Origin of the sequence: Blattabacterium cuenoti, from assembly GCF_014251555.1 — a bacterium.
In the GTDB taxonomy this organism is placed as follows: Bacteria; Bacteroidota; Bacteroidia; order Flavobacteriales; family Blattabacteriaceae; genus Blattabacterium; species Blattabacterium cuenoti_P.
On sequence record NZ_CP059190.1, the window covers coordinates 347,601 to 360,794 of the forward strand.

3 protein-coding genes, 2 tRNA genes and 3 rRNA genes are annotated in these 13,194 nt (G+C 34.5%); 2 read left to right on the forward strand and 6 right to left on the reverse strand.

The annotated features are described in order from the left end of the window. Window positions 1-147 precede the first annotated feature (147 nt). A complete protein-coding gene (gene dnaE / locus H0H68_RS01660; RefSeq protein WP_185853099.1) occupies window positions 148-4,458 on the reverse strand; it encodes a DNA polymerase III subunit alpha in 4,311 nt (1,436 codons plus the stop codon). Between the two features lie 164 nt (window positions 4,459-4,622). Here dnaE and rpsA point away from each other — a divergent pair, with 164 nt between their 5' ends. Both rpsA and H0H68_RS01670 read left to right on the forward strand, forming a co-directional pair. Then, a complete protein-coding gene (gene rpsA / locus H0H68_RS01665) occupies window positions 4,623-6,419 on the forward strand; it encodes a 30S ribosomal protein S1 (RefSeq protein WP_185853629.1) in 1,797 nt (598 codons plus the stop codon). Between the two features lie 23 nt (window positions 6,420-6,442). Further along, complete coding sequence (locus H0H68_RS01670) at window positions 6,443-8,155, forward strand: ribonucleoside-diphosphate reductase subunit alpha (protein ID WP_185853100.1); 1,713 nt, start codon at window positions 6,443-6,445, stop codon at window positions 8,153-8,155. Between the two features lie 12 nt (window positions 8,156-8,167). Here the strand turns inward: H0H68_RS01670 and rrf are convergent. The 5 genes from rrf to H0H68_RS01695 all read right to left on the reverse strand — a co-directional run bounded on the left by rrf (window position 8,168) and on the right by H0H68_RS01695 (window position 13,072). Further along, a 5S ribosomal RNA gene (gene rrf, locus H0H68_RS01675) occupies window positions 8,168-8,277 on the reverse strand. Between the two features lie 51 nt (window positions 8,278-8,328). After that, a 23S ribosomal RNA gene (locus H0H68_RS01680) occupies window positions 8,329-11,224 on the reverse strand. Window positions 11,225-11,276: 52 nt separating this feature from the next. Then, window positions 11,277-11,350, reverse strand: a tRNA-Ala gene (locus tag H0H68_RS01685). A gap of 19 nt (window positions 11,351-11,369) precedes the next feature. Next, window positions 11,370-11,443: transfer RNA gene (locus tag H0H68_RS01690), tRNA-Ile, on the reverse strand. A 93-nt stretch (window positions 11,444-11,536) separates the two neighbouring features. Further along, window positions 11,537-13,072: ribosomal RNA gene (locus H0H68_RS01695) — 16S ribosomal RNA — on the reverse strand. Together the 16S, 23S and 5S rRNA genes with 2 tRNA genes alongside form the textbook arrangement of a ribosomal RNA operon. Window positions 13,073-13,194 lie beyond the last annotated feature (122 nt).

Here is a 13,194-nt window from a genome sequence, read left to right on the forward strand (position 1 = left end):
TAAAAAAAATAAATGAGTTGTACGTACCGATTGGTAGGAGTATGAATTATGCTTCATATATTTTACTTTTACTGTACCTAAATACAAATTTAATAAAGTCTTTTTAATTAATTTCAGTCTTTATACTTTACTTTTCTTGACTAAGTTTTAATTTAAACAAAAATCTAATCCGTTTATTTTTTCTAATTTCTTTAAAAAACTTGAATTAATATTAATCCCATATTTCATAGATTCGAATTTTAAAAAAATTCTATTTTCCTTATCATAAATAACAATATTTAGTTTTTTATTTCCTTTTTTTTGATAAAATAACTTTTCTATACTACTAATAATTGTGTTATTTAAATCATTAATATTAATTTTTACTATTAGTTGACGTACTAATTTATTGAGAACGTTTTGCAAATTTTCTATATGCAAAATATTTATTTTAGATTCTTTATATTTTGATTTTTCAATGGAAAGATATAAATACAATAAACTATTATTCAATAAAATAGACTCATATTTCAAATATTGCTGTCCGTAAATTCTGAACTCTTTAGAAGAGTTATAATCTTCTAATAAAAATAGAGCATATTTAATCCCGTTTTTATATGTCTTTTTTTCTATTTGGGATAAAATTCCACATGTATGAATTTTTTTTCCTACAAGCATAGCTTCTTTTTTATTTAGTTGGTCTAAAGATAGATTCGTAAAATATTTCATTTCATAATAATAATCATCTAAAGGATGTGCAGAAGCATAAACACCTAACACTTCTTTTTCTTTGGATAATTTATATATGTTACTCCATAAATCACATTCCATCATAACAGGTCTATCCACTTTAATTTCAATATTTTTATTTTTTGCTTTTTGTAATTTTGATCCAAACCGAATAATTTTTTCCAAAGTATTTAATTTATCATCATATCCGAGATGAAAGTATTGTTCTCTATGTATATTAAAACAGTCTAAAGACCCAGATAGAATCAAACTTTCTAAAGTTTTTTTATTCACTATACGTAAATCAATTCTTTTGACCAGATCAAAAATAGAAGTGAATGGTCCTTTTTCTCTTTCATTAAGTATGATTTTCACTGCATTTTCTCCAACTCCTTTTATTCCTGCAAGACCAAATCGAATGTTATTCTGATCAGTTACTTTAAAAAAAGAATCACTTTTATTGATATCTGGATTAATCACAGATATATTCATTTTTTTGCATTCTTCTATGAAAAAAGTAAGCTGTTTAATGTTATGCATATTATTGCTTAATACAGAAGCCATATATTCATATGGAAAATTAGCCTTCAAATAAGCAGTTTGAAAAGCGATATAGGCATAACATGTAGCATGAGATTTATTAAAAGCATAACAAGAAAAATATTCCCAATCTTTCCATATTTTTTCTAAGATATTTTTAGAATACCCTTTTCTTATAGCATTCTCAATAAACTGATTTCTCATTTTATTTAGAACTTCTTTTTGTTTTTTCCCCATAGCTATTCTAAGAAAATCTGCATCTCCTTTACTGAAATCAGCTATTTTTTGAGCTATTAACATTACCTGTTCTTGGTATATTGTTATTCCATAAGTTTCTTTTAAAAATTCCTCCATTTCTGGCAAATCATAGGTAATAGCTTCTTTTCCATGTTTTCTAGATATAAAATTAGGAATATATTGTAAAGGACCAGGCCTATACAGTGCAGTCATTGCTATTAAATCATCAAATTTATCAGGTTTGAGTTGACGTAAGTATTTTTGCATACCTGGAGATTCATATTGAAAAACGGCTATCGTTTCTCCTTTTTGAAAAAGACAATAAGTTTTTTCATCTTTTAAAGGAAATAAAAATTCTGTATTAATATTTTTGCGTCTTTTTTTTATAAGAATCACAGCATCTTTAATGATAGTCAGAGTTTTTAATCCTAAAAAATCCATTTTTAATAATCCAGCATGTTCTACAACATTATTATCAAATTGCGTGAGCAATAAATCAGATTCTTTTGATACTGAAACCGGAATGTATTCTTGAATATCGTATGGACTTATTATAATGCCACAAGCGTGTATTCCTGTGCTTCTTATCGTCCCCTCTAAAATTTTTGCTTGCTGTAAAACTTTTCCTTCCAAGGAATCTTTATTGTTCGCTATCTTTCTAAGCTTTTGTATGTTATTTGTTTCTTCTTTACTGATTTTTTCTATGGAATAATTTTTTGATAAAATAGTTTTCAATGACAGCATATTCGGAATCATTTTCGCGAGACGATCTGTCTCTTTTAAAGATAAGTCTAATACACGACCAGTATCCCTAATAGATGATTTAGCCGCCATTGTAGCATATGTTATAATTTGTGCTACTTGATGTTTTCCATATTTTTGAACTACCCATTCAATAATTTTTTCACGTCCTCTATCGTCAAAATCAATATCAATATCTGGTAAAGAAATTCTATCCGGATTTAAAAAACGTTCAAAAAGGAGATGATATTTTATTGGATCTATATTGGTGATTCCTATACAATAAGCAACAACGGATCCTGCTACTGATCCTCTACCAGGTCCAACTAAAATATTCATCTTTCTAGCTTGATGAATGAAATTGTGAACAATAAGAAAATAACCAGGATACCCAATTTTTTCTATTGTTTTTAATTCAAAAAGAATTCTCTCTTGGATTTCTTTGGTGATATTTTTATAACGTTTTTTAGCTCCTTCATAAGTGATCGTTTTTAAAAAATGATTTTCTCCTCTATTTCCTCCGTCTATTTTATCTATAGGATCTTCAAAAGATCTTGGTATTTGAAATTTTGGAAGCAAGATTTTGTGTGAAAGATGATAAGATTCAATTTTGTTAACCAATTCCTCTAAAAAATCAAAAGATTCTGGAAGATCAGAAAATATTTTTTTCATTTCTTCTGAACTTTTAAAATAAAATTCATGATTGGGAAAACCAAATCTATAACCTTTTCCTTTTCCTATGGGTGTTGATTGTTTTTCTCCATTTTTTACACAAAGCAAAATATCGTGAGCATTTGCCTCTTTTTGATCTAAATAAAAAGTATTGTTTTGGACAATGTATTTAACATGATATTTTTTAGAAAATTTGAGTAATATATTATTGACATGATTTTCTTCTTCTAATCCATGACGTAATAACTCTATATAGAAATCATCTCCAAAAAGTTCCTTCCACCATAAAAAAATTTTTTCCGCTTTCCTTTCCCCATAATTAAGGATAGTATATGGAATTTCTGCATTGAGATCTCCAGTAAGAGCAATTAAATTTTCCTTATACTTTTCAATTAATTTTTTTCCAACTCTAGGAACTCCAGCATAAAAACCTTCTGTAAAACCAAGTGAACAAAGTTTTGCTAAATTGTGATAACCTTTTTTATTTTTAGATAAAAATACTTGTTGGTATCGTTTATCCGGTTCATCTTTTGTAAATTTTTTTTGTAAGTAATTTTCTGAAAGAAAAACTTCACAACCAATGATTCCTTTAATAGATTTTTGGGGATAATATTTTTTATTTGTAGAATGAATAGCATTTAAAAAATAAAAAGAACCCATTAAATTTCCATAATCTGTTATTCCTACAGCTTGCATATTTAAACGTATAGCCCTATCAACCAAAGATTGTATATCTATAGTAGAATAAAGGATCGAAAAATAGGTGTGATTGTGAATGTGAGAATATTTTTTTTTTTTCAATTCTTCTTTCAATCTCTCATTCTTACTCTCATTCTTATTATGAAAGTTTATTTTTTCTTTTTTTTCTACATCTGCAGCAGAAAAAGACAAAGAAGGATCAAAAGATACTATAGAGGAAGAAATTTTAGATGAATATTTATTCTTGAATTTCAAGATTGTATTCTCCTCGATTCCTATATCTTGATGTGATATGATTCCAATACGTAGTAGCTCTAGAAAACAACGAGCTGTAGCTTTGACGTCATTTGCAGCATTATGCAGATTTGTAATCTTTTCTTCAAAAAGTTTTTGATATAATTCAGATAACGTAGGCCATTTGAATTTTTTCCTATTTCCTGGCAACTTACAATAAGAAACAGAAACTACTTTGGTATCTAATATTTTTTTCTTTAGAAAAGAAACAGAGATTTCTTTTCTAAAGAATTCACATTCTATAACTTTTCTATCAAATTCTAAATTATGTCCAATTAAGCATTGAGACTTTTCAAGAGATTTTCTAAATTCACGGAGAACGAAAGTCAAATCGACTCCATATTTTTCGGCTTTTTCATTAGTAATGCCATGAATTTTAAAAGCATTAAAAGGAATATCATAATGATCCGGTTTTATAATAAAATTTTTAAATTCTATTAAATCGCCCAGAATATCATGACTTTGCCATGATAATTGGACAATTCTTGGCCAATTATCTGTATGAGTAATTGGTAAATTGTAGGATATAGGCAATCCTGTTGTTTCGGTATCAACAATGAGGTACATTTTATTTGAATTAGTAGAAAAAGTTACTGAAAAATTATTAGTTTTGTATTATCTGTTTTTTTGTAAAGTTTAAATAAACAAACGAGAATATTCGATTCTAGTTTCTCTATCCATGTTTTTTGTTCATATTGACAGAGAAAATAGTGAAAAAAATAATAAAAATTATGTCTAATCAAACCGAAGAAATAAAAAAAAATTCATCCCCTTTATCTGATAATGAAAAATTGAATAATCAGGGAAAAATAAAAACAAGTTTCGATTGGACGAAATACGAAACTCATTTAAATAATGAGGAAGAAAGAAAAAAATTTGAAGAATTATACACAAAAACTTTACCCAACATTCAAGAACTAGAAATATATCAAGGTGTAGTAACACACATAACGGATAAAACTGTTATTGTCGATATTGGATTTAAAGCAGAAGGGACCATTCCTATAAGCGAATTTAGAGAAAATTCGAATATTCAAGCTGGAAGCAAGATAGAAGTTATGGTTGTGAAAATGGATTATAAAGGACAATGTATTCTTTCGTATCAAAAGGCAAAAATGTTGAGAAATTGGCAACGCATAAATGAAGCGCACGAAAAATCAGAGGTCATATTAGGTTATGTTGCGGCTAGAACAAAAGGAGGCTTAATTGTTGAAATATTTGATATCGAATGTTTTTTGCCTGGATCACACATAAATGTGAAACCTGTTCGAGATTATGATACTTACGTAGGAAAAACTATGGAAGTTAAAGTCGTTAAGATTAATCAAAAAACAAAAAATGTTGTGGTTTCTCATAAAGTATTAATAGAAAGAGATATTGAAGAACAGAGGAAAGAAATGATCTCAAAGTTAGATAAAGGTCAAGTATTAGAAGGAAAAATAAAAAACATTCTCCCTTATGGTGCTTTTGTGGATTTGGGAGGAGTAGATGCATTACTTCATATTACCGATATGAGTTGGCCACACATCAACCATCCCACAGAAGTCGTTCAATTAGAACAAGAATTAAAATTTGTAGTTTTAGGAGTAGATAAGGACAAAAATCGTGTACAATTAGGATTGAAACAATTGCAGCCTCATCCTTGGAACTCTTTAGACAAAGATCTAAAGGTAGGAAGTAAAGTAAAAGGAAAAGTGACTGTTTTAGCCGATTATGGAGCGTTTATAGAAATAATACCAGGAGTAGAAGCCTTATTACACATTAGCGAGATGTCTTGGTCTACTGATTTGTCTTCTACCCAAGATTTTGTACAAATAGGAGATGAATTAGAAGCAGTCATTTTGACGATAGATCGTCAGGAAAGAAAAATGTCTTTGAGTGTAAAACAACTTACTCAAGATCCCTGGATCAACATGCAAGATAGATATCCTATCGGATCAAAACATATTGGAATTGTCAAAAAATTTACAAATTTTGGGGTTTTTTTTGAATTAGAGAAAGGAATATCTGGAATTGTATACACTAATGATCTTTCATGGATAAAAAAAATCAAACATCCTTCTGAATTTTGTAACATAAACGATAAATTAGAAGTGATTGTGCTTGCTTTAGATTCTCAGACTAGAAGACTAAATTTAGGACATAAACAATTATCTGAAAATCCATGGGATAAGTATGAGAAAAATTATTATGTAGGAAGCATTCATAATGGAATAATCTCAAATTTATTTGAGAAAGGAGCTTCTGTAAAATTTGTAGAAGATCAAGAAGTTGAAGCTTTTTCACCATTACGTTTTTTAGAAAAAAAAGATGGTAGTCTCCTTAAAAAAGGAGAAAAAACTAATTTTAAGGTCATAGAATTTAATAAAGAAATTAAAAAAATTGTGGTCTCTCATACATCTATTTATCGTGATAAAGATAAAAGGAAAGAACAACGTGTAAGAAATAGAAAATTTGAAAGATCCACTCTTGGTGATATAGAAGGATTAGCTAAACTAAAAGAGCAAATAGAAAAAGAAAAAAAATAAATAGAAATAGTTCTAAAAAAAAAATGGAAACACACCCTATTGCAGAAAAAGAAGGATGGAAAGTTGGCAAAGATTTTCCTGTTTGGGCTAATAATGAATTATATTTGACTACAATTAAAGGTGGATACTTATTAGATGGAGAAACTCCTTTTGAAGCATACAAAAGATTAGCAAAAAATGCGGCAAAAATTCTTAAAAAACCAAAAATAGAAAAAGAGTTTTTTAATATTTTTTGGAAAGGATGGCTTATTCCTTCTACTCCAGTTATGGTTAATCTAGGAACAGAAAAAGGTTTACCAATCAGTTGTTTTTCAGGAAGGATTGGAGATAGCATGTATGAAATATATAGAAAAAATTTAGAGATGGCTATACTGAGTAAACATGGAGGAGGAACATCATATGATTTTAGTTTGGTTAGACCTGTAGGTAGTCCTATAAAAAATGGAACATTAGGAACTTCTGATGGAATTATTCCTTTTATTAAATCATATGATAGTGCAATCGTAGCTAGTAAACAAGGTAGAACACGAAGAGGCGCTGTAGCTATCTATTTGAATATAGAACATAAAGAGTATCCAGAATTTATAAAAATAAGAGAACCTAAAGGAGATATTAATCGTCAATGTCACAATGTTCATCAAGGAGTGATAATTTCTAATTCTTTTATGGAAAAAGTTTTGAAAGAAAACGGTAAAGAACGAGCTTTGTGGATAAATACTCTTAAAGAACGTGTAAAAACTGGAGAGCCATATCTTTTTTTCAAAGATAATGCTAATCAAAACCTTCCAGAAAATTGGAAAAAACACGGATTAAAAATACATCATAGTAATCTCTGTTCAGAGATTATGTTACCAACAGACAAAAATCATACTCTTGTATGTTGTCTTTCTTCTCTAAATTTATATAAATATGTAGAATGGAAAAATACAAACACTGTTTTTTATGCTATTTTATTTCTTGATGCTGTTTTGCAGGAATTTATTGATAAAGGCAAAAACATAAGAGGAATAGAGGATGCTGTTCGTTTTGCAGAAAAAAGTAGAGCTTTAGGCTTAGGAGCTTTAGGTTGGCATTCCTATTTACAATCTAATATGATTCCTTTTATATCTGTTAAATCTGAAATATTGACACATAATATATTTAGAAAAATACAATTGGAATCTCAAAAAGCAACTAAATATTTAGCTAAAGAATACGGAGAATCCGAATGGAATGTAGGAACAGGAAGAAGAAATTTAACTTTAATGGCTATGGCTCCTAATAGAAGTTCTGCTAAACTAGCAGGAGGTCTTTCTCAAGGTGTAGAACCTCTAGCTGCAAATATATATGTGGATGATGATGCAAAAGGAATGCATATTAGAAGAAATCCTTATTTGGAAAGAATACTTATAGAAATTGGATATAATCTTCCAGAGGTTTGGGAACAAATAGCCAATGAAAAAGGATCTTGTCTTGGCTTAACAGCTCTCAGCGAAGAACAAAAAAATGTTTTTAGATGTTTCAAAGAAATTAATCAACTGGAATTAATAAAACAAGCCAGTATACGACAAAAATATATTGATCAAGGACAGAGTATTAATCTTTCCTTTCATCAAAATACTCCAGCCAAATACATAAATAAGGTACATCTTGAAGCTTGGAAAATAGGTTTGAAAAGTCTTTATTATTACAGAAGTGAAAGTATTCTTCGTGCAGATACAAAAAACAGAGACTTAGACTTATATTCAGAAAGTTAAACAATCAAAAAAAAAGGGCAGCGACTTACTCTCCCGGAAGAACCAGTACCATCAGCGCTAATGTGTTTCACTTCTCTGTTCGGAATGGAAAGAGGTGGGGCCACATTGCTATAACCACCCAATAAAATTTTAAAATGACATAACATAATATACATATATACATGAGAAAAGATTAAAAAAAGCTTACGGGTAATTAGTACTACTCAGCTATGACATTACTGTCTTTACACTTATAGCCTATCAACGTTGTCATCTACAACGACCCTTGAAAGAAGCCTAATCTTGTGGTGAGTTTCGCACTTATATGCTTTCAGTGCTTATCTCTTCCGAACATAGCTACTCAGCAATGCATCTGGCGACACAACTGATACACCAGAGGTTCGTCCAATTCGGTCCTCTCGTACTAGAATCAGCTCCACTCAAGCTTCTAACGCTCGCAATAGATAGAGACCGAACTGTCTCACGACGTTCTGAACCCAGCTCGCGTGCCACTTTAATGGGCGAACAGCCCAACCCTTGGGACCTTCTTCAGCCCCAGGATGTGACGAGCCGACATCGAGGTGCCGAACCTCCCCGTCGATGTGAGCTCTTGGGGGAGACTAGCCTGTTATCCCCGGAGTACCTTTTATCCTTTGAGCGATGGCCCTTCCATACGGAACCACCGGATCACTATGCCCTACTTTCGTACCTGATCGACTTGTAAGTCTCACAGTCAAGCACCCTTATGCCATTACACTCTACACACGATTACCAAACGTGTTGAGGGTACCTTTGGGAGCCTCCGTTACCTTTTTGGAGGCGACCACCCCAGTCAAACTACCCACCACGCAATGTTCTCAATGTTTTCTAATTGAGTTAGATTTCAACTAAAAAAAGGGTGGTATTTCAAGGATAACTCCACATTACCTGACGACAATGCTTCATAGTTTCCCACCTATCCTACACATTTTTTAATCGAAATCAATACGAAGCTATAGTAAAGGTTCACGGGGTCTTTTCGTCCCATTGCGAGTAATCGGCATCTTCACCGATATTACAATTTCACCGAGCTCACGGCTGAGACAGTTTCCAGATCGTTACACCATTCGTGCAGGTCGGAACTTACCCGACAAGGAATTTCGCTACCTTAGGACCGTTATAGTTACGGCCGCCGTTTACTGGGGCTTCAGTTAAAAGCTTTGCCGAAGCTGACCTTTTTCTTTAACCTTCCAGTACTGGGCAGGTGTCAGACCCTATACATCATTTTTCAATTTAGCAGAGTCCTATGTTTTTGATAAACAGTCGCCTGGATCTATTCTCTGCGGCCTTCCTAAAGAAAGGCTACCTTTCTCCCGAAGTTACAGGTTCATTTTGCCTAGTTCCTTAGCCGTGAATCACTCGAGCACCTTAGGATTCTCTCCTCAACTACCTGTGTCGGTTTTGGTACGGGTTGCTTTTATCTGAAGCTTAGAGGCTTTTCTTGGAAGCTCTTACCTGCACTATCCACTCGCTCGAAAGTTTGTGGTACTATCATAGATCGGCAAAACATACGGATTTTCCAATATATTTTATACCTAACTATTTTAACGTACACTTCCGTCCGTACGCGACAGTTTCATCGCTCCGTCCCCCCTATCGCAATAAAAGCAAGTACCGGAATATTAACCGGTTTTCCATCAATTACACCTATCGATTTCATCTTAGGATCCGACTAACCCTCAGCTGATTAACATAGCTGAGGAACCCTTAGTTTTTCGGTGTGCGGGTTTCTCGCCCGCATTATCGTTACTTATACCTACATTTTCTTTTGTAATAGCTCCACTACATCTTACAACATAGCTTCAACGCCATTACAATGCTCCCCTACCGATTGATTTTGTAAATCAATCCCATAGTATCGGCGATATATTTATGCCCGATTATTATCCACGCTCAATCACTCGACTAGTGAGCTGTTACGCACTCTTTAAATGAATAGCTGCTTCCAAGCTAACATCCTAGCTGTCTGAGTAACTGAACCACGTTAGTTCAACTTAATATATACTTAGGGGCCTTAACTGATGGTCTGGGTTGTTCCCCTCTTGGACATGGACCTTAGCACCCATGCCCTCACTACCGTGAAACATAATAACAGCATTCGGAGTTTGTCAGGAATTAGTAGGTGATGAAACCCCTTCATCCAATCAGTAGCTCTACCTCTGTATTATTTTACACGATGCTGCACCTAAATGCATTTCGGGGAGTACGAGCTATCTCCGAGTTTGATTAGCCTTTCACCCCTACCCACAAGTCATCCGAAGACTTTTCAACGTCAACCGGTTCGGTCCTCCACTATGTGTTACCACAGCTTCAACCTGCTCATGGGTAGATCACTCGGTTTCGCGTCTAATTCTTCCGACTATGCGCCCTATTCAGACTCGTTTTCACTGCGGCTCCATAGCTAAACTACTTAACCTTGCCGGAAAAATTAACTCGTAGGTTCATTATGCAAAAGGCACGCCGTCACTTCACAAAGAAGCTCCGACAGTTTGTAAGCGTATGGTTTCAGGATCTATTTCACCCTTCTATTCGAAGTACTTTTCACCTTTCCCTCACGGTACTAGTTCACTATCGGTCTCTGAGTAGTATTTAGCCTTACCGGATGGTCCCGGTAGATTCAGACAAGATTTCCCGTGTCCCGTCCTAATCAGGTTACTATTAGGTAATTTTTTCATTTCGTATACAGGATTATCACCTTCTATGATAGATTTTTCCAAATCTTTTCTACTATAAAAAAATAGTCCTTATTATAGACCTACAACCCCACTGTAGTCTAAACTACAATGGTTTGGGCTTTTCCGCTTTCGCTCGCCACTACTTACGGAATCACTATTGTTTTCTTTTCCTCTAGATACTTAGATGTTTCAGTTCTCTAGGTTTGCTTTACTCTATTCGGAGTAACATCATATCATCAATATGATAGGTTTCCCCATTCGGAAATCTGCGGATCAATTTGTATGTGCCAATCCCCGCAGCTTATCGCAGCTTATCACGTCCTTCTTCGCCTCTCAGAGCCAAGGCATCCACCATACGCTCTTCATTAGCTTTTTCGATTCTTACTCATTATTATTGTATATTATGTATGTCAAAGAACTTTACAAAATGGAGAATATCGGAGTCGAACCGATGACCTCCTGCGTGCAAAGCAGGCGCTCTAGCCAGCTGAGCTAATCCCCCCTCACCCTTCACTTTTAAATAGTCTCGCGCGGAATTGAACCGCGGACCTCTACATTATCAGTGTAGCGCTCTAACCGTCTGAGCTACGAGACTGATATGATTAATCAATCTCCACTCTTTTTTTTCAGTAAAAAAAAGCTTCTAGCCTAATAAAAAAATCATTTTCAATAAGAAAAATACTCTAAAAAAAGAGATGTTCCAGCCGCACCTTCCGGTACGGCTACCTTGTTACGACTTAGCCCCAGTTATCGATTTTACCTTAAGCAGCTCCTTTTACGGTCACCAATTTCAGGTACCCCCGACTTCCATGGCTTGACGGGCGGTGTGTACAAGGCCCGGGAACGTATTCACCGCATCATGGCTGATATGCGATTACTAGCGATTCCAACTTCATAGAGTCGAGTTGCAGACTCCAATCCGAACTGGGATCGGCTTTTAGAGATTAGCTTCTGATTGCCCAGTAGCAACCCTTTGTACCGACCATTGTAGCACGTGTGTAGCCCAAGGTATAAGAGCCGTGATGATTTGACGTCATCCCCACCTTCCTCTCGACTTACGTCGGCAGTCTTGCTAGAGTCCCCGACATTACTCGCTGGCAACTAACAATAAGGGTTGCGCTCGTTGAGGGACTTAACCCAACACCTCACGGCACGAGCTGACGACAACCATGCAGCATCTTGTACTCCGTCCAAAGACTAAACTATTTCTAGCTTATTCGTAGTACATTTAAACCTTGGTAAGGTTCCTCGCGTATCATCGAATTAAACCACATGCTCCACCGCTTGTGCGGGCCCCCGTCAATTCCTTTGAGTTTCAGCCTTGCGACCGTACTCCCCAGGTGGATCACTTATCACTTTCGCTTAGTCACTGAAAAAAATCCAACAACTAGTGATCATCGTTTACGGCGTGGACTACCAGGGTATCTAATCCTGTTTGCTCCCCACGCTTTCGTGCCTCAGCGTCAGTATAGATTTAGTAACCTGCTTTCGCGATCGGTGTTCTGTGTGATATCTATGCATTTCACCGCTACACCACACATTCCAGCTACTCCAATCTCACTCAAGTCTACCAGTATCAATAGCAATTTTAACAGTTAAGCTGCAATATTTCACTACTGACTTAATAAACCGCCTACGCACCCTTTAAACCCAATAAATCCGGATAACGCTTGTGTCCTCCGTATTACCGCGGCTGCTGGCACGGAGTTTGCCGACACTTATTCGTATAGTACATTCATGATTCTTACACGTAAGAATTTTTATTCCTAAACAAAAGCAGTTTACAACCCGTAAGGCATTCTTCCTGCACGCGACGTGGCTGGTTCAGAGTTTCCTCCATTGACCAATATTCCTCACTGCTGCCTCCCGTAGGAGTCTGGTCCGTATCTCAGTACCAGTGTGGGGGATCACCCTCTCAGGCCCCCTACCGATCATAGTCTTGGTAAGCCTTTACCCCACCAACAAACTAATCGGACGCACGCCCATCTTTTTCCGCATTTCTGCTTTAATAATAAAACCATGCGATTCTATTATATTATAGAATATTAATCCGAGTTTCCTCAGGCTATCTTCTAGAAAAAGGTAGGTTACGTACGTGTTACGCACCCGTACGCCGGTCGCCATCGAAATCTATAAATAAATAGACTTCATGTTGCCCCTCGACTTGCATGTGTTAGGCCCGCCGCTAGCGTTCATCCTGAGCCAGGATCAAACTCTCCGTTGTAAAAAAATTAATATCAAAGATGCAAAACCTTATTAAAAAATCCTAAAATATCAGGTCTAGAAGCTTCTTTATGCAAAGAACAATAAATCTTATTCCAAAAATGCAAGTATACGTTTTTTTTT

Coding starts and splice junctions, on each gene's coding strand:
- rpsA (WP_185853629.1), top strand. CDS start 4,623: ATGTCTAATCAAACCGAAGAAATAAAAAAAAATTCATCCCCTTTATCT.
- dnaE (WP_185853099.1), bottom strand. CDS start 4,458: ATGTACCTCATTGTTGATACCGAAACAACAGGATTGCCTATATCCTAC.
- H0H68_RS01670 (WP_185853100.1), top strand. CDS start 6,443: ATGGAAACACACCCTATTGCAGAAAAAGAAGGATGGAAAGTTGGCAAA.